Annotated in this window: 17 protein-coding genes; 4 read left to right on the top strand and 13 right to left on the bottom strand. The window is 71.9% G+C overall.

What is annotated here, in order from left to right:
* Positions 1 to 12 precede the first annotated feature (12 nt).
* A complete protein-coding gene (locus LX16_RS08540; RefSeq protein WP_147135663.1) occupies positions 13 to 471 on the top strand; it encodes a hypothetical protein in 459 nt (152 codons plus the stop codon).
* A 12-nt stretch (positions 472 to 483) separates the two neighbouring features.
* Here the strand turns inward: LX16_RS08540 and LX16_RS08535 are convergent, their stop codons facing one another.
* The 7 genes from LX16_RS08535 to LX16_RS08505 all read right to left on the bottom strand — a co-directional run bounded on the left by LX16_RS08535 (position 484) and on the right by LX16_RS08505 (position 6,523).
* Complete coding sequence (locus tag LX16_RS08535) at positions 484 to 1,422, bottom strand: threonine ammonia-lyase (RefSeq protein ID WP_147135660.1); 939 nt, start codon at positions 1,420 to 1,422, stop codon at positions 484 to 486.
* Positions 1,423 to 1,458: 36 nt separating this feature from the next.
* Positions 1,459 to 1,665, bottom strand: coding sequence for a hypothetical protein (locus LX16_RS26545; protein WP_158645529.1), 207 nt, complete (start codon positions 1,663 to 1,665; stop codon positions 1,459 to 1,461).
* 82 nt (positions 1,666 to 1,747) lie between these two features.
* Positions 1,748 to 2,113, bottom strand: coding sequence for a peptidase inhibitor family I36 protein (locus LX16_RS08525; RefSeq protein ID WP_158645528.1), 366 nt, complete (start codon positions 2,111 to 2,113; stop codon positions 1,748 to 1,750).
* Between the two features lie 112 nt (positions 2,114 to 2,225).
* Positions 2,226 to 2,909: an endonuclease V gene (locus tag LX16_RS08520; RefSeq protein WP_147135651.1), complete on the bottom strand. Its 684-nt coding sequence runs from the start codon at positions 2,907 to 2,909 to the stop codon at positions 2,226 to 2,228.
* A complete protein-coding gene (locus LX16_RS08515) occupies positions 2,906 to 4,360 on the bottom strand; it encodes a pyridoxal phosphate-dependent decarboxylase family protein (RefSeq protein WP_147135647.1) in 1,455 nt (484 codons plus the stop codon). Before LX16_RS08515 ends, LX16_RS08520 begins: the two co-directional genes overlap by 4 nt.
* A gap of 10 nt (positions 4,361 to 4,370) precedes the next feature.
* Positions 4,371 to 5,741 carry an MFS transporter gene (locus LX16_RS08510; RefSeq protein ID WP_147135644.1) on the bottom strand — a complete coding sequence of 457 codons (1,371 nt, stop codon included), beginning with the start codon at positions 5,739 to 5,741 and terminating at the stop codon, positions 4,371 to 4,373.
* A 362-nt stretch (positions 5,742 to 6,103) separates the two neighbouring features.
* The gene (locus LX16_RS08505) at positions 6,104 to 6,523 is read right to left on the bottom strand and encodes a GNAT family N-acetyltransferase (protein WP_425304420.1); all 420 of its coding nucleotides are present in this window, start codon (positions 6,521 to 6,523) and stop codon (positions 6,104 to 6,106) included.
* A gap of 227 nt (positions 6,524 to 6,750) precedes the next feature.
* Here LX16_RS08505 and LX16_RS08500 point away from each other — a divergent pair, with 227 nt between their 5' ends.
* Positions 6,751 to 7,638: a pyridoxal-phosphate dependent enzyme gene (locus LX16_RS08500; protein WP_147137336.1), complete on the top strand. Its 888-nt coding sequence runs from the start codon at positions 6,751 to 6,753 to the stop codon at positions 7,636 to 7,638.
* Here the strand turns inward: LX16_RS08500 and LX16_RS08495 are convergent, their stop codons facing one another.
* The 4 genes from LX16_RS08495 to LX16_RS08480 all read right to left on the bottom strand — a co-directional run bounded on the left by LX16_RS08495 (position 7,639) and on the right by LX16_RS08480 (position 11,945).
* Positions 7,639 to 8,124: an HD domain-containing protein gene (locus LX16_RS08495; RefSeq protein ID WP_147135642.1), complete on the bottom strand. Its 486-nt coding sequence runs from the start codon at positions 8,122 to 8,124 to the stop codon at positions 7,639 to 7,641.
* Entirely contained in the window at positions 8,090 to 8,791 is a 702-nt protein-coding gene (locus LX16_RS08490) for an alpha/beta fold hydrolase (RefSeq protein ID WP_147135639.1), read from the bottom strand. The genes LX16_RS08495 and LX16_RS08490 overlap by 35 nt, the downstream gene beginning before the upstream one ends.
* A 74-nt stretch (positions 8,792 to 8,865) precedes the next feature.
* Positions 8,866 to 11,427 (bottom strand): PEP/pyruvate-binding domain-containing protein, encoded by a 2,562-nt coding sequence (locus LX16_RS08485; RefSeq protein WP_147135636.1) that lies wholly within the window; start codon positions 11,425 to 11,427, stop codon positions 8,866 to 8,868.
* A 56-nt stretch (positions 11,428 to 11,483) separates the two neighbouring features.
* The gene (locus LX16_RS08480) at positions 11,484 to 11,945 is read right to left on the bottom strand and encodes a MarR family winged helix-turn-helix transcriptional regulator (RefSeq protein ID WP_211354345.1); all 462 of its coding nucleotides are present in this window, start codon (positions 11,943 to 11,945) and stop codon (positions 11,484 to 11,486) included.
* Positions 11,946 to 12,089: 144 nt separating this feature from the next.
* Between LX16_RS08480 and LX16_RS08475 the strand changes: the two genes are divergently transcribed.
* Positions 12,090 to 15,269, top strand: a complete 3,180-nt coding sequence (locus tag LX16_RS08475; protein WP_147135633.1) for an efflux RND transporter permease subunit — start codon at positions 12,090 to 12,092, stop codon at positions 15,267 to 15,269.
* Between the two features lie 28 nt (positions 15,270 to 15,297).
* On the opposite strand, the gene LX16_RS08470 is transcribed toward LX16_RS08475, so the two are convergent.
* Positions 15,298 to 15,819 (bottom strand): GNAT family N-acetyltransferase, encoded by a 522-nt coding sequence (locus LX16_RS08470; RefSeq protein WP_147135630.1) that lies wholly within the window; start codon positions 15,817 to 15,819, stop codon positions 15,298 to 15,300.
* A 41-nt stretch (positions 15,820 to 15,860) separates the two neighbouring features.
* Entirely contained in the window at positions 15,861 to 16,772 is a 912-nt protein-coding gene (locus tag LX16_RS08465; RefSeq protein ID WP_147135627.1) for a 5'-3' exonuclease, read from the bottom strand.
* Positions 16,773 to 16,821: 49 nt separating this feature from the next.
* Here LX16_RS08465 and LX16_RS08460 point away from each other — a divergent pair, with 49 nt between their 5' ends.
* The gene (locus LX16_RS08460) at positions 16,822 to 17,934 is read left to right on the top strand and encodes a M24 family metallopeptidase (protein ID WP_147135624.1); all 1,113 of its coding nucleotides are present in this window, start codon (positions 16,822 to 16,824) and stop codon (positions 17,932 to 17,934) included.
* The last annotated feature ends 2 nt before the right edge of the window (positions 17,935 to 17,936 follow it).

The raw sequence follows: 17,936 nt of genomic DNA, 5'->3' as shown, positions 1-17,936 counted from the left end.
TACAATCTCGCAATGTCATCGCTCCGGATTCCGGGTGTCGCGTTGTTGAGTTCCGCGCCGGCACCACCGGGAGTCCGCTGCTGGAGTGCGTCACTTCCCGGGGAGCCACCGTACGGACGGATCGTCCTGAGTCTGCTGCTGGAGGAACCCGACTCGACCGACGACGTCGACACCGCGTTCATCGCGGAGGTCGTCGCCCGCCTGCCGGAGCACCTCGCGACGGCCGACGCCGCCACCAGACGGGCGGTGGCCACCGATCCGGCCAGGTTCGGCCTGCCGGAGGCGGCGGGTGCGGCCGCCGGGCCGCGGCTCGCCGCGCCCGAACTCAGCTTCGGCCCCGGACGGGAATGGGCGGTGCGGTTCACCGAGACCGATCTACCCGCCTGCCGTGAGCTCGGCGTCGCGGTGTTCTTCGACGAGGCGGGCACGGCACAGGTCGACGAACTGTGCGACGCCGAACAATCCGGGTGACCACCCGGACCGTCAGGTGGCCGCCATCAGGAGCTCGGCCAACAGCGTCGGTTCCACGTTGCCACCGGACACGACGGCGACCGTGTCGCCCCAGGAGTCGCCGTACTTCAGATGGGCGGCGGTGGTGAGCGCTCCGGTGGGTTCCGACACCAGTCGTGAGCGCCGTGCCAGCAGGCCCACCGCGGCCCTGATCTCGGCCTCGGTGACCGTGACGATCTCGTCCACGAAGGCGTCGAGATGGGCGAACGTCAATTCGGACAACGTGGTGCGGGCGCCGTCGGCGATCGTCCGGTACGTGGCCTCGGTCGACCAGACCACCCGGTGGCCCTGGCGCAGGCTGTCGGCAGCGTCGGCGGCGAGTTCGGGTTCGACGCCGATCACGCGGGTGCGTGGCGACAGCGCCTTCACGGCCGCCCCCACACCCGACGCCAGTCCGCCGCCGCCCACCGGGACCAGCACGGTGTCGGGGGCCTCGGCCTCGGACAGGATCTCCAGCCCCACCGTCCCCTGTCCGGCGATCACGTCGGGATGGTCGTACGGCGGGACCAGCAGCAGGCCCTCGGAGTGACGGAGCCGTTCGGCCGTGCTCTCCCGCTGGGAACCGGGAACGATCACCAGCTCGGCACCCGTCGCCCGCATCGCGTCGGTCTTGACCTTCGGCGCGGAGTCGGGCACGACGACGACACAACGCAGTCCGCGTGACGCGGCGACGTGTCCGAGCGCACGGCCGTGGTTGCCCGAGGAGTGCGTGACGACTCCCGGCGCCGACTCCGGCAGCGCGGCGATCGCCGCGGCCGCTCCCCGGATCTTGAACGCGCCCACCGGTTGCAGGTTCTCCGGCTTCAGTCGCAGGCGTCCGGCCCAGTCGGCGGGCAGCAGCGGGGTCCGCACCGCCACCTCGGCCACCGCCGAGGCGGCACGTTCGATGTCGGCCAGGGTCACCAGTCTCATCCGGTCATTGTCCCCGAGCGCGCGGCCCATCGGTGTTCACCCGGCCGTGGACGGACAGGCCGGCCGGTCACCGCCGCGACAGGAGTCGTCGGCGTATCGCAGGCACCACGCCCGGCACCGGCCGGGCCCGTCGCCGCCGGGCGCCGCGGACGCGGCGTCGCCCACCGCGAGCAGCCCGAGTGCCCCCACCGCTTCCCGTAGGACGGCGCGGCGGCGACAGTGGATCGTGGTCGGACGTGCCATGGGTGCCCCTTCGGATCGGCCGACCGCACGTTACGCCGGCACCGTCCCGGTACGGGGCATTCGGAACGTCTCGGTGTGTCGGTCAGTACCTGGCGGTGCTCACACTGGCGACGGGGAAGGCGGTGCCGGTGACACCGTGTTCATGCGGCACGTCGAAGAACTCCCCGAGACAGTTCGGTTCACTGTAGAACCGGATCTCCCGGCCCATGCGGTTGGCGACCGACCGCACACCGTTCATGGGGGTGTAACACACGTCGGTCTCCGCGCCTCCGAACCATTCGCCCTGGTAGCCGACCTCGTCGTAGCCGCAGAACCAGCCCTGCGGGCAGGATTCGGCGGCCTCGGTCGCCGTGGTGGTCTCGGTCGCGGCGGCGGCCTCCGCTCCCGCCAGGATCGCCATACCCGCCGCCGCGGTCACGGCCGCGATCCGGATCCGGTGTGCCGACACGGTGTCCCCCCTCCACACGACCGGACACCGTGTCCGGTCCGCCATGACGCTAACCTCCCGAAAGGACGGATGCGGTCGGTTCGGCGGATTCGCGCGCCGGTGTTCCGCGTCGTCACGTGGTGTCGAGGCGCCGCAGGGTGTCCCGCCCCAGCCGGTCGCTGCGCCGGGTCGTCTCGGGCAGGCGGAACGCGGGAGTGAGTGCCAGGACCAGTTCGCAGGACTCGTCGAGGCCGATGCGGTGTCCCGGTGACACGTACACCGGCTTGACCGCCGTCCTGGTCCGCAGTACGTGGCCGACGACCTCTGCGTCGTGCCGCATCTCGGTGCGGTCACCGCGTGTGGGGCCGGGCTCCCCGACGTGGAACGCCGGAGGGTTCTTCGCCACCCCGATCGACGGGATGCCCGTGGCGACCCCGAGGTGACTGGCCATCCCGAATCGCCGGGGGTGCGCGATCCCGTGTCCGTCGCAGACGAGGACCTCGGGCCGGTGACGCAACCGGTCCAGCAACCGCACGAGCACGGGCACCTCACGGAAGCCCAGCAGACCGGGCGAGTAGTCGAACTCCGCCCGGCCGGACGTCACGGCCGTCTCCACGGTGGACAGATCGGTGAGGCGGATGGTGACCGCGGCCGCCACCAACCGGTCCGACGCCGGGTGGTATCCGATGTCGACGCCGGTGGCGGTCTCGGGGGCGAGTCGCCCCTCGCCCGGAGCGACCAGCTCCCGCCACCGCAGTTGCAGGCGTTCGGCGTGCGCCGCGTCGACCGGGACGGTGTCGGCGATCGACCCGGTCATGCCGGCGCCGGTCGTTGCAGCAGACTGACGAACTCGACCAGCAGGCGTTCCCGGGTCCGCGCCGGAGCCATCGCCAGTAGTGAGTTCACCACCGCCATCCGGCCGGTGACCGGTTCGCCGCCGCCGAGTCCCAGTCGATCGGCGAGTTCCGCGATCAGCTCCGGTGTCAGGTGTTCCGGCGGCGATTGCGACACCAGCGCCTTGAGCTCGTCGGGCAGCGGCACCGGCCCCGCCTCCCGGGTGGCCGCGACGGCCTCGGCCAGCACCGGCGCGAACTCGTCGACCCGGTCGGCGACCGCGGCCGTGACCGTCATGTGGACCCCGGCGGGCATCGCGCCGAACGGCAACTGCGGCTGCGTGTGCCAACCGCGCGAGGCGAGCGCGTCGGCGAGCACGAACAGGTCCAGCCCGGGGTCGTCGGAGGTGAAGCACACGACCGTGTTCCCGGCGGGCACGATCAGCCGCAGGCCCTCCACCGCCGCCACGTCGGAGGCGAGCACCGCCACGGCCTCGCGGGTGCGTTCCGCCAGGCGCAGGTATCCGTCGTCGCCGATGTGGCGCATCGCCGCGACCGCCGCGGCGATGGGGCCGCCGGACCGGGTCGACGCCACCCCGGAGTTCACCATCGTGTAGCCGGGCCAGTCGGCGTATCCGAAGTACTGCGGCAGCCGGAGCCGGTCGTCCCGGTGCAGCAGCACCGACACGCCCTTGGGACAGTAGGCGTACTTGTGCAGGTCCACCGACAGGCTGGTGACGCCGGGGACCGAGAAGTCGAACGGCGGCACCGGGACCCCCAGCCGGCGCAGGTACGGCAGGACCCACCCCCCGAAACAGGCGTCCACGTGGCAGCGCACCCCGCGTTCGGCCGCCGCCGCCGCGATGTCGGTGACCGGGTCCACCACACCGTGCGCGTAGGACGGTGCCGAGGCGGCGATCAGGATCGTGTCCGGGGTGACGGCGGCCGCCATCGCGTCGGCGTCGGCGGCCAACGTCTGCGGGTCGACCGGCACGGAGTCCAGCGCCACCCCCAGGTAGTGCCCGGCCTTCGCGAACGCCGCGTGCCCGGTCATGGGCACCGCCATCCGGGGCTGTGCGACCTCGGGCCGGGAGTCTCTGGCGGCCTTGACCGCCAGGATCAACGACTCGGTGCCCCCGCTCGTCACGTTCCCCACGACGGTGGGGACACCGCCGCCGAGTAGGCGGGCCGCCGCCGACACCAGCGCGTTCTCGGTCGCCAGCAGCGACGGGAAGGCGGTCGGGTCCAGTCCGTTGACGTGGGACGACAACGCGTGCGCCGAGCGGGTGAGCGCGTCCAGGTCCGGCAGGCCGGAATCGTAGACGTAGCTGAACAGCGTGCCGCCGTGGGTCGGCAGGTCCAGTTCACGAAGTGCCGAGAGCTCGGCGAGGATCCGGTCGGCGGGGACACCGTGGTCGGGGAGGGCGTTGATCACCCGCCCAAACCTAGCCGAGCCGTTCCGCCTGCGGGGCGGCGTGACCGGTGGTCTCGCGCAGTGCCTCGGCCAGTGCCGCCTCCGTCAGCCGGTACCGCGACAACAACGCCGTCACCGGGCCGATCAGCAGGGCGGGTACCACGGTGAAGCCGAGCAGGATCGCCGTCCGCGCCGAGTCGGGCTGGACGACCTCGACCCCGCTCGTCGCCGACCGGTAGTCACCGACGGCCAGGACGAGCGCGAACACACCGGGGCCCAACGCCAGTCCCAGGGTCTCGCCGGCGGTCCACAGGCCGGTGAACACGCCCGCCTGCCGCCGGCCGGTGCGTGCGTCGTCGTAGGCGATGCAGTCGGGGAGCATCGCCAGCGCGAACACCTGCTGGCCCGCGTACCCCACCCCGGCCAGCGTCACCGTCAGGTAGACGACGGCGGGCGGCACCGACCCCGCGGCGGACATGGCGAGAGCACCGGCGGTCAGCAGACCGGACGCGACCACCAGGGCACGTCGCTTCCCGAGCCGCCGCCCCAGTCGCGTCCACAGCGGCATGACCAGGATCGCCGGACCCACGAAACACGCGAACAGGAACGTCGGGCCGTCGTCCGGGCGGCGGAGGACGTGCTCGGCGAGGTAGTTGACCCCGGCCAGCATCGTGGCGATGCCGACCGTCTGCACCACGAAAACGACCAGCAGCACCCGGAAGGGGCCGTTGGCGGCCGCTACGGACAGTTGCGCGCGCAACGAGGGCTCACTCTGGACCGAGGACGCCGAGGACGCCGCGCGGGTGCCGAGGAACGCGCCGACCGCGCCCACCGCGATCAGCAGCGCCACGAAACCGCCCATCCAGCGGTGCCCCGCCAGGCCGTCGCCACCCCAGGTCACCACCATCGGCGCCACCGCACCGGACACCAGGATCGCCACGGCGAGCACGGCGACGCGCCACGTCATCAACCGGGTGCGTTCCCCGTAGTCCCTCGTCATCTCGGCGGGCATGGCCACATACGGCACCTGGAAGAACGCGAACGCCGTCGCGGTGAGCAGGAACGCGGTCGCGCACCACGCGGCGGCGGCCGGGCCGGACACCGGGGCGGCGAAGATGGCGGCGAACAGCACCGCCATCGCGACTCCACCGAACAACAGATACGGCCGCCTAGGCCCCCACCGGCTCTGCGTCCGGTCGGACATCCGGCCCGCCAGCGGATTCACCAGCACGTCCCACGCCTTCGGCCCGAGCACCAGGAGACCGGCGACACCGGCGGTGACACCGAGGTCGTCGGTGAGATAGGGGAGTAGCAGCAGCCCCGGGACCGTACCGAACGCACCGGTCGCGAGGGATCCCATCGCGTACCCGGCCCGGGTGCCGGTGGGGAGCCTGTCCGTCATGGACGCGGATGCTACGCGGCGCCGCCCGTTCTGCATAGTGCCCTGACATCCGGCGTCACCGGTACCGCCGTCGTGGCCGGGAACTGTCGGATGGACGTCTTACCGGAGGGTAACCGGCTCGTGTCGGATACCGTCCGGCGGGAACGGCCGGTGACGGGCCGACGACGGGAGGGGATGGTACGGGTGAACGGTTTCGACACCGGTCGGGCGATACACCACGCCGTGGGACTGGTGGTGAGGAGTTGCCTCGCGTGTCGGCACCGGTGGCCGTGCCCGTCATACCGCGTCGAGAAACGGCGGTTCGCGGACCGCCGATGTGACGACCGTGGACTGTTCGGCCTGGACTGGGACGAGGGCGCCCGCTAGCCGGGCGTGGAATCACCTCGCCGCGGCGGGAGACCGGCGGCGTCACGGCCGCGCGGTTCACGCACCATGGACACGTCCACCGCGTCCTCGTACTCCACCCGGAACCCGTGCCGTTCGTACAGCCGGCGCGCCGGGCTGCCCCGCAACACCTCGAGCCGGACGACCGTGCCGTCGCGGTCGCAACGCCTCAGCAGGCCCCGGAGCACCGCCCCACCGATTCCGGCGCCCTGGACCCGTGGAGCCAGGTAGAAGTGTTCCAACCGGTGGAAGTCTCCGGCCGGCCGCAGCGCGACGCACCCGGCGAGGGCGTCGTCGACCTCCAGCACCCAGGTGTGTGCGGCGGTGAAACCGTCACGCAACCGTTGTCGCACGCGGTGCGGGTCGAACCGTCCCAGTCGCTCCAGGTCCGGCCGCATCACCACGGCACGCAACTCCGCGACCGCCTCGACGTCGGACGTCGTCGCACGCCTCACCCGGAAGTCCACCACGGCCACGCTAGCCTTCGTCCGGGCCGGCGACGAGACCCTGTGAGCGGAATCCCCACATCGGCCGCCGGTATGGTGGCGGCGTGTCCGCCGCCGACCAGCCCGCCTCCGACGGTGACCCGGTCACGCCGGAGTCCGCGCGCACCGGGTGGGAACGGCTGACGCCGCGGATCCCCTCACCGGTGGTCGAACTGGACGACGAACGGCTGCGGCGTCACGGTGTACGGCTGTGGCTGAAACGCGACGACCTGATCCATCCCGACCTGCCCGGCAACAAGTGGCGCAAACTCGTCGGCAACCTCCGGCGGGCGGCCGACGAGGGCCACCGGACCCTGCTGACCTTCGGCGGCGCCTACTCGCATCACATCGCCGCGACCGCCGCCGCCGGGCGGCTCCTCGGGATCGACACCGTCGGCGTCATCCGGGGCGAGGCGCACCGTCCCCTCAACCCGGTGCTGGGCCGCGCCGCCGCCGACGGCATGACCCTGACCTATCTGGACCGGGAACGCTACCGCCGCAAGCACCTGCCGGAGGTACTCGATCCGCTGCGGGAACGCTTCGGGGACTTCCACCACGTGCCCGAGGGAGGCAGCAACGACCTGGGGGTGCGCGGCTGCCGGGACCTGGGTGCCGAGATCGCCGCCCAGCTGCCCGGCACCGACCTGGTGTGCGTACCGGTCGGCAGCGGCGGCACCATCGCGGGGGTGGCGGCGGGGGTGCCGCCGTCGTGGCGGGTCCTCGGAGTGTCGGTGCTGCGCGGTGACGGCTTCCTGGACCCGGAGGTGACCCGGTTGCAGCGGGAGGCATTCGGTGGCCGCCGGGGCGACTGGTCGATCGACTACCGGCACCACTTCGGAGGCTACGCCAGGCGGACCCCCGAACTCGACGGGTTCATGGCCGACTTCCGGGCGCGGCACGGTATCCGGCTGGAACCGGTGTACGTGGCGAAGTCGCTCGCGGCGGTGTACGGCACGGCCGGGTCGCCGCTCGTACCGGCGGGCAGCCGCGTCGTGGCGGTGGTCACCGGGCCGCCACCGTGGTGGTGATCAGTCCACGGCACCGGAACGGCCGGACTCCAGCGCGTCCAGTCGACGCAGCGCGCGTTCGTACTTGGCGGTGAGCCGACCGCGCAGTCTCGGCGGCAGTTTGGCCATCCGCTCCGGTGACGTGTTGTGCGCGATGTCGCAACGCTTGATCAGGATCGCACCGGGGACCGAGGCCAACCGGTCCAGATAGTCCTCATGGGACTCGCCGTCCCGTTTCGTCATCGCGTCGACGAGGACGAGCGCCTCGTCGGGTACGCCCAGGTCGGCCAGCTTCTCCAGTGTGGCCTCGGTGTCCTCGACGACGTCGTGCAACACCGCGGCCACCTGCTGGGCGGTCGAACCGCCGGCGGCGGCCACCGAGGCGGCCACGGCGCGAGGATGCCTGATGTACGGCATGCCGCTCTTGTCGGCCTGGCCGAGGTGATACCGGGCGGCGATCCGGTCGGCGTCCTCAAGGGTCATGCCGCTGTGGGCGGGAGTGGCCATCAACGAATCCTGTCACGATCCGGTCGAACGCGGCGGCGGCCTCCAGGTTCGGGAACGCGCCCGCGCCGGGTACGGTCTCGCGGCGTGCCGCCGGCAGCATCCCGGCGATCACGCCGCTCTCCCGGCACCCCGCCGGATCCCGTTCCCCGCACAGCACCAGGGTGGGTACGGTCAGGTGCCGCAACCGTGGCGTGAGATCGGTGTGCGCGACCTTGACGGCGATCTGTCGCCGGATGTCCCCGCCGACCTCACGCAGTCCCGCGTCGACCGCCTCCCGGACCTCGCGCGACCGCAGATTCCGTGCCGCCGCGAACAACCGCAACACCGGCGTGGGCGTGATCGCGGCGGCGACCCGGTACAGCGGCGGCGGCAGTGAGGGGCGGATCCGCGGCGACGACAACACCAGCCCGGGCAGCCGGTCCCGGCACGCCAACGCGGCGAGCACGGCCACCAGGCAGCCGTCGCCCATCGCCACCAGGTGCGCTCCCCGGGACAGGTGCGGTGTGAGCGCGCCGACCGCGGCCGTCAACGTGAACGGCCCGGGAGTCCCCCCGTGCCCCGGCAGGTCCACGGTGATCACCTCGTAGCGGCCCGCCAGCGCCTCACGTTGCCGCCGCCAGACCCGGGAGCCGTGGCCGAGGGGGTGAACGAACACCATGGTCTCCATATTGGAGTTATAGCGGTCGTGACCTCACCGGTCAATCGGGCGAACAACCACGGTTGGGCGTCCTGCGGACCTTCTCACCGCTCCGTCAGGATCTCCACGGTGCCGGTGTCCCCGTCGACGCGGACCCGGTCACCGGTGCGGATCCGGGCCGTCGCGTCGCCGCAGCCGACGACGGCCGGGACGCCGAGCTCCCGGGCGACGATGGCGGCGTGGGACAGGCTCGCCCCGATGTCGGTCACCACCGCCGCCACCCGGGGGAACACCGGCGTCCAACCGATGTTGGTGATCCGGGTGACCAGTACCTCGCCGTGGCCGAGCCGGTCGGCCTCCGTGGGGTCGCCGACGACCCGCGCCGTGCCCACGGCGACACCGGAGGACCCGGCGGTGCCGACGATGCGGCGCGGATCGGTGTCGGCGGGCCGCCCGGTGCCCGGGTCGAACCGGTCGATCCGGCGGTCCGGGTCGGCGGCCCACGCCTCGGGATCGAACCGGCCGCGTATCAGCACCGGATACGCCGGGAGCGCACGGTAGTGGTCGTACGCGGCGCGCCTCGCCGGGATCAGCTCGCGGGGGGAGTCGTCGCCCGCCAGGACCGCCAGCAGCTCCTCGGGCCGGAGCATGAACACGTCGTCGCCGAGTCCGGTGAGCTCACCGGTGCGCAACAGCCATCGACGCACCGGCCACAGCCCGCGCACCGACTCCGAACGGGTCGCCTCCCGGGCGCGCACCGCCTCGGAGGCCTTGCGCAATCGGCGACGCAACTCGGTGACCCTGCCCGGATGCGCCCGGCCGAACCGTTCCATCGCCTCGGCGTGGTCGCGCCGGCGACGGGCCAGCAGGGAGTCGATGTCGGGTGCGTCGGACAGTCCGGCGAGTTGCCGGTCGATCCAGGCGGGGTCCTCAGCGGGCCGTGGCGCGGCGAGTTCCAGTTCGTCGGGGCAGCGGTGACCCCATTCGGCGACGAAGGCGTCGCGGTCGATCTCGCCGGCGGCCAGTCGGTACAGGCCCCGCAGCGGCCCCAGGCTGGCGAGCTCACCGTCGGCGGAGACGCCCGCGCTGAGGGTGGTCGCGTCGGCGTCGTCCACGAGGGACCGCAGCCACGGCCGCAGCCGTGCCAGTTCCATCCCGTTGACGCGGCTGCCCGCCGCCAGGAGACGCGGGCCGTCGCGGTGCAGCGGTGCGCACTGTTCGTGCCACAGCGAGATCAGCGCGGCGGGTGTGTCGGCCGCGTCGACGGCGGCGACCGCCACCTCGCACCGCCGGCGGTACCGCCGCACGTGGCCGGGGAGGTCCCGTTGCAGGCGGCCCACGACGATCTGGAAGCGCGCCGCCCCCGGCGCCAACCGTGGCAGCAGCCGCCACCAGGGCACCGGCAGGTCCGGACGTGACATGTCGGCGGGGATCTCACCAAACGCGAGGTCGGCGGCCTGGGCCATCACCCTTCCCACGCCGAGCGCCCGCGCGGCCCCCAACAGGAACGTGTGGTTGACGTACAGCCGGCCGCCGATGTTGCCCGCCAGGCGGTACGGCCCGTCCTCGGGTATCGCCATCGCACCCGCGATGGTGCGCTGTACCAGTGCCCAGGTCACCGGGGTCATGACGCCGGGAAGCGCCTCCCCGAGGTTCCCCGCCGACCACAGGAAGTCGCCGTGGAGGGTGTCGTTCCACACCTCCCGCCGGGTGGGCAGACCGGTGACGGGCCGGACCTGGAGCAGGTACGGCCGGTCGTCGTGCCACGCCCACTCGACGTCCATGGGGCGGCCGTACTCGCGTGCGACCCGGCGGCCCAGGTCGGCGAGCCGCCGCAGCCGCGCGTCGTCCAGTGTGGGGGCGCCGCGCCGTTCGGCGGGCACCGGGCGTTCGACGGTGCCGCCCTCGACGGTGACCGTCTCCACCGCCTTGTCACCGATCCGCCGGGCGAGCACGCGGCGGCCGTCCCCGCTGACGGTGTACTCGTCGGGCGTGACGGATCCACCCACCAGCGACTCACCGAGTCCCCAGGTCGCGTTGACGACCATCCGGTCCCGGTCACCGGTGACCGGGTCGGCGGTGAACAGGACGCCCGAGCACTCCGCGGGCACCAGTTCCTGCACGACGACGGCGATGTCCGGCGGGTGGCCGTCGAGTCCGGTGCGTGCCCGGTATCCCACCGCCCTGGCCGTCCACAGTGACGCCCAGCACGCGCGCACCGCCGCCACCACGGCGGCGGGCTCGGTGAGGTGCAGGAAGGACTCCAACTGGCCCGCGAAGGAGTGCTCGGGCAGGTCCTCGGCGGTGGCCGACGACCGTACGGCCACCGGTCCGGACAGTGCGGTGAGGGCTTCTCCGATCGCGGCCACCAGGGCGGGGGAGGGGCGGTGGGCCTCGAAGAGTTCCCTCACCCCCCGTTCGATCGTGGCCGAGGAGGTGGGGTCGGCGGGGTCGGTCCCCTCGATCAGCGCGTCCAGCCGGCGCGCGATCCCGGTCTCCTCGGCGAACTCCCGGTAGGCGGAGGTGGTGACGTGGAAACCGTCGGGTACGGGCAGGCCCGCCCGCGCGGCGATCGCCAGGGAGGCCCCCTTACCTCCGACGAGCGCCGGGGCGGCGCGGTCGTCCGCCAACGGGAGGGTCAACGGTGTGACTGATCGGGATGTCATGTGGGCACCGCCTGCCGGTCGACGTGCGCGGCCGTCCGGCACGCACCACGCCCTTTTTACACCTGTTCCTCCCGGGTCTCGTCGATCACCGCCAGGATGCGCCGCAGGATCGACTCGAAGTCCCGCAGGGTCTCGGTGTCGAGCCTGGCGAGTATGCGCTGCATCCGTGCCGTGCCCGTCTCGTCGAGCTCCTCGAGCACGCGGCGCCCGTGGGGCGTCAGTGTGACCCTGCGCACCCGCCGGTCCCGGGGGTCCTCGAAGCGCCGCACGATATCCTGTGCCACGAGCCGGTCCACGATCCCGGTGACTGTCGCCAGGCCGACTCCCAGCCGGCGGCTCAGATCCTGCCCGGAGAGCGAATCGTCGAGGGACAGGATCACCACCACCTTGAGCTGTTGCATCGTCAACGTCGACGCCAACAGCGAACTCGTGCGGTCCTCGGCGAAGACTCTCGCCATGTCCTCCTGCGCCCCCTTGATCCTCTCGATGATCTGATCGCGTTCGGCGTCGGTCGACAACTGCGGTGCGCTCCTTCGGCGGGCATGGGGCCGGGAGACGGTGAAGCTGAGATCCACCTGAGACCCGGAAAGTACGGTCGAGGCTAAATGTTAGCTTTGGCTGAACTTTTCTCGCCACCCCCGTTCCTCCCGAAGGGATCCACCATGACCGCACTGGCCAGGCTCAGCCTTGCCAACCGCAGTCTCGTCATCATGATCGCGCTGGTGCTCAGCGGTGTCGGCGTCTTCGCCATACCCCAGCTCAACCAGCAGCTGCTCCCCTCGTTGAGCCTGCCGATGGTCTCGGTCGTGGCCACGTACCCCGGCGCCTCCCCGGAGATCGTCGAGCAGCAGGTCACCGAGCCGATCGAGGCCGCGATCCAGGGACTCGACGGAGTCGAGGAGATCACCTCCACGTCCGCGGAGGGCCTCGCGAACATCCGGGTGTCCTTCGACTACGACATGGACACCGAGAAGATCACCGGCGACATCGAGTCCGCCGTGGGCGAGATCGAATCCCGTCTACCCGCCGACACCGACCCCCGGGTCGTCGCCGGCAGCACCGACGACCTGCCGATCATGGCCCTGGCCGTCAGTGGCGGTGAGGACGAGGCGGCGTTGAAGGAGGCGCTGGAGACCTCGGTCGTGCCCGAACTGGAGGGCATCGCCGACGTCAAGGACGTCGCGGTGACCGGGGCACGCGAGGAACGGGTCGTGATCACCCCCGACGCCGCCGAGATGGCCGCGGCCGGGGTCAGCCCCGCGACCGTCATCGAGGCGCTTCGCAGCAACGGGGTGGCGATGCCGGCGGGCAGCGTCGTCGAGGACGGCCGGGAACTGACCGTCCAGGTCGGCGCGCAGTTGACCTCGCTGGAGGACATCGAGTCCATCCACCTCACACCCTCGGCGCCCCCCTCGAGCGGCCAGCAGCCCGGACAGACGCCGCCCGCCGCGCCGGAACCGGTCGCGCTGGGCGACGTGGCCACCGTCGAACTCGTCACCGAGGACGCCACCGCCGTCACCCGCACCAACGGTGAACCCAGTCTGGGCCTGTCGATCACCATGCTCGGCGACGGCAACGCCGTCGCGATCTCCCACGAGGTCAGGGACCTGCTCCCGGACCTCACCGCACAGGTCGGCGCGGACGCGGAGATGACCGTCATCTTCGACCAGGCGCCCTACGTGGAACGGTCGATCGAGGACCTGACCACCGAGGGCGCCCTCGGCCTGATCTTCGCGGTGATCGTGATCATGGTGTTCCTGCTGTCGCTGCGGTCCACGCTGGTGACGGCGGTGTCGATCCCGTTGTCGGTCGTCATCGCCCTCATCTCGCTGTGGGTCGGCGACTACTCGCTCAACATGCTCACCCTCGGCGCGCTCACCATCTCCATCGGCCGGGTCGTCGACGACTCGATCGTCGTCCTGGAGAACATCAAACGCCACCTCGGGTACGGCGAGGCCAAGTCGGACGCCGTCGTCAACGGTGTCCGTGAGGTCGCCGGCGCGGTCACCTCCTCGACGCTGACCACGGTCGCCGTCTTCCTGCCCATCGCGTTGGTGGGCGGCATGGTCGGCGAACTGTTCTCGTCCTTCGCGGTCACCGTGACCGTTGCGCTGCTGGCGTCGCTGCTGGTGTCGCTCACGGTCATCCCGGTGCTCGCCTACTGGTTCCTGCGCGCCCCCCGGGGTGACGCCGCCGAACGCGAGGCGGTGCGGCGGGAGGCCGAGGCCAAGGAGTTGCGCAGCCCGCTCCAGCGGATGTACGTGCCGGTGCTGCGGTTCGCGACCCGCTACAAGCTGGTGACGGTCCTCATCGGCCTGGTCGTCCTGGGCGGCACCATGGCGCTGGCGCCGAACCTGAAGACCAACTTCCTCGACTCCAGCGGCCAGGACACCACGGCGATCAGCCAGACCCTGCCCACCGGCACCGACCTGGCGACCACCGACGCCGCGGCGGCCGAGATCGAGCAGGTCCTCGCCGACACCGAGGGCGTGGCCGCCTACCAGGTCAACATCGGCTCGGGCAACCCGATGTTCGGCGGAATGGGCGGGAACTCCCACAAGGCGAACTTCAACGTGACCCTGGAGACCGACGCCGACGCCTCGGTCGTCGAGGAGGAACTGCGGGACCGCATCGGGGAACTCTCCGACGTCGGCGAAGTGGTCGTCGGCATGCAGGCCGGCGCGGAGGCCATGGGCGGCAACGGCATCGAGGTCATCGTGCAGGGTGGCGACGCCGAGTCGCTGGCCGAGGCCACCGCGCTGGTCGAGTCGGCGATGTCCGACATCACCGAACTGCGGGACGTCTCGTCGAACCTCGCCGACGCCGCTCCCCGCATCGAGGTGACGGTGGACCGGCAGGCCGCCGCCGAGGCCGGACTCTCCGAGGCCGCGATCGGCCAGTACGTGGCCCAGGCGTTCCAGGGCGCACCCGTCGGTGAGATCGCGATCGACGGCACCACCAACCAGATCGTCCTCTCCAGCGGCGACGCGCCCGCCGACGTGTCCGAGATCGAGGAGCTGCGGCTGGCGACCGCGACCGGCATGGTCGAGTTGTCCGACGTGGCCGAGGTGGCCGTCGTCGACGGCCCCACCGAGATCAGCCGCATCGACGGTGAACGCAGCGCCGCCGTGACCGCCGGAGTCGACCCCAACGACCTCGGCGCGGTCTCGGGCACGCTGACCGAGCGGCTGGCCGAACTGGACCTGCCCGCCGGAACCGATTACCGGGTGGGCGGATCCAGCGCCGATCAGCAGGAGGCGTTCGCCGACCTCGGGTTGGCGATGGCCGTCGCGGTCGCCCTGGTCTTCATGATCATGGTCGCGACGTTCCGCAGCTTCGTGCAGCCGCTGATCCTGCTGGTGTCGATCCCGTTCGCCGCGACCGGCGCGCTGGGCCTGCTGCTGGTCACCGACACGCCGCTGGGCGTCCCGGCGATGATCGGTCTGCTCATGCTGATCGGGATCGTCGTCACCAACGCCATCGTGTTGATCGACCTGATCAACCAGTACCGGGCGCAGGGCATGGGGATCCAGGAGGCGGTGATCGCGGGCGGGCGCCGGCGACTGCGTCCGATCCTGATGACGGCCATCGCGACCATCTTCGCGTTGATCCCGATGGCGATCGGCCTGACCGGTTCGGGCGGGTTCATCGCCCAGGACCTGGCGATCGTGGTCATCGGCGGCCTGGTCTCGTCGACGCTGCTCACGTTGCTGCTGGTGCCGACCCTGTACGCCGTGGTGGAGCGTACGAAGGAGAGGTTCCGCCGCAAGCCGGTCGCCCCGGCGGCGGCCGAGGAGGACGTCACGGAGGAGGAGACCGCACCGGAGCCGGTGAAGGTCTAGCCGGACGACGACCCGCCGGGGACCGGTCTCACCGACCGGTCCCCGGCGGCGTGTCCGGGCCCGGTTCCCGCGCGGTCGTGACGAGCACCGTGTACTCGACGTCACGGCCACCCTGTTCACAGGTGTGGACACCGGTGGCGACGAAACCGAGCGCGGCGGCGAGGCGCAGGCTCCGGACGTTCCAGCTCTGCACGACCGCGCGCAGGCGACGCCCGTCCGCGAGCCGGTGCAGGTGGCCGAGCACGGCCTCGCCGAAGGCCCGGCCGTGGCCGCGCCCGACCAGCGCGGGGTCCATGCCCACACCCACGTCGAGCAGTCCCGGTTCCCCGGTCAGACCCGGTACGCGGGCCTCGACGCCGGTGCAGCAGAAGCCCAGGAGCGGGCCGCCGTCGGCGCCGGTGACGGCCAGGTAGCCGTCCTCCGCCGTCAACGCCTCCTCCCCGGAGTCGTAGACCCGCCAGGGCCCGTCATAGCGCCACCGCGTGATCAGGGCGGCGTCGTCGGCGGTGAGCGGGCGGATCTCGATCCGGTCGGGCCAGGTGTCGGTCATGTTCCCATGATGCCCATGGGCGGACGGCCACCTCCGGCCCGTCAGCCCGCCTGCTCCGGTTCGGTGATCGTCTGGCCCAGCCGGGTGACCGGGTTGGCCAACCCGTAGCGGGCGGTGATCTCGGTGAGTCCGTCGGCGTCGGCCGGGCCCTCCGGTAGCGCGGAGTCGACCTCGCCGAGGGGGATGTCGGACACGGTCCTCACCACCTGCGGTGCCGCCGCCAGGTATTCGGCGGCGTCGTCGAGCGCGCCGCGGACCCGAGGCGTGAGGCGGCTGCGGGGGTCGGCCGCCGCCGCCTGGAGGCCGGCGAGGTCACCGTACTCGGTGACCAGTCGCGCGGCGGTCTTGTCCCCGATGCCCTTGACTCCCGGGAGCCCGTCGGAGGGGTCGCCGCGCAGGACCGCGAAGTCGGCGTACTGCGCAGGGGTGACGCCGAAACGCGCGGCCACCGCGGCCTCGTCGAAGGTCTCGGCCTTGGCGATGCCCCGCCCGATGTAGACGACCCTGACGGGTTTCCCGTCGTCCACCAACTGGAACAGGTCGCGGTCGCCGGTGACGACCTCCACCGGGTCGGGGCTGCGCGCCGCGAGGGTGGCCAGTACGTCGTCGGCCTCGAAGTCGGTCGCGCCGACGGTCGCGACCCCCATGCACCTGAGGAGTTCCCGGATGATCTCGATCTGCGGACCGAGCGCCTCGGGTTCCTCCTCGGTCCCGTCGGGGTTGGCGCGGTGCGCCTTGTAGGACGGCACCAGCTCGACGCGCCACGGTGGACGCCAATCGGTGTCGACCGCGCACACCAGCCGCTCCGGCCGCCGATTGCGGATCAGGGTCGCCAGGCCGTCGCAGAACCCGCGCACCGCGTTGATCTGGGTGCCGTCGGGCGCCCGCATCGAGGAGGGGAGTCCGTAGAAGGACCGGTACCACAGGCCGGGGGCGTCTACCAGCATCAGCATTCCGCCAGCCTGCCACACGGCCGACCTGAACAACCGTTAAGCTCCGAGCGTGAACTCCGCAGCCGCGCGCATCGAGTCGGTCCGCTCCGCCTTGTCCCACACCGACATCGACGCTCTCGTGATCACGCCGGGCGCCGAACTGCGCTACCTCACCGGGTCGGCCGCGCACCCCTCCGAACGGCTGACGGCGTTGGTGGTGCCGCGTCAAGGGGCGCCGGTGCTGATCGTGCCGACGCTGGAACGACCCGCCGCCGAGCTGCTCGGCCTCGACTCGGCGGGCGTGGCGCTGTACGACCACGGTGACGGCGCCGACGCGTTCGGTGCCGTCACCGCGCTGCTGCGGGAGCGGCTGGGCCGGCCCGCCGCACTCGTCGCGGTGTCGGAACGCATGTGGGCCGCCCACTGGCACGGACTGACCGGGGCGGCGCCGGAACTGCGCATGGCCCTCGCCGAGACGGTCCTGGCGCCGATGCGCATGGTGAAGTCCGAGGACGAGGTGGCCGAACTGGCGGCCGCCGCGGCGGCGATCGACGGCGTTCACCGGCGGATGGGCGAGTGGCTGCGGCCCGGACGTACCGAGGCGCAGGTGGCCCGTGACATCGCCGCGGCGATCGTCGAGAGCGGACACTCCGAGGTGTCGTTCGTCATCGTCGCCTCCGGCCCCAACGGCGCGAGTCCCCACCACGCCGTGTCCGACCGGATCGTCCAGGCCGGTGAACCGGTCGTCGTCGACATCGGCGGGACCCTCGCCAGCGGTTACGGCTCCGACTGCACCCGCACCTACAGCGTGGGCGAACCGGAGCCCGAGTTCACCGCCCTCTACCGGATCCTGCGGCACGCCCAGCAGACCGGTGTGGCCGCCGTGGCGCCCGGAACGACCGCCGAGGCCGTCGACGCGGCGACCCGCGAGGTCATCGAGACGGCCGGATACGGCGAGTACTTCACCCACCGCACCGGCCACGGCATCGGCCTGGACGGACACGAACCGCCCTACATCGTCGCCGGCGACACCACCGTTCTCGCCCCCGGAATGACGTTCTCGATCGAACCCGGCGTCTACGTGCCCGGCCGGTTCGGTGCGCGCATCGAGGACATCGTCGTGTGCACCGAGACCGGCGTCCGGCGACTCAACACCCTGTCCACCGATCTCGTCATCCTGTGAGG

It is taken from the genome of Stackebrandtia albiflava, from assembly GCF_007994225.1.
Lineage (GTDB): Bacteria > Actinomycetota > Actinomycetes > Mycobacteriales > Micromonosporaceae > Stackebrandtia > Stackebrandtia albiflava.
The sequence above is the reverse complement of the archived record's forward strand: the minus strand, read 5'-3'. Positions and strand labels throughout refer to the sequence as shown.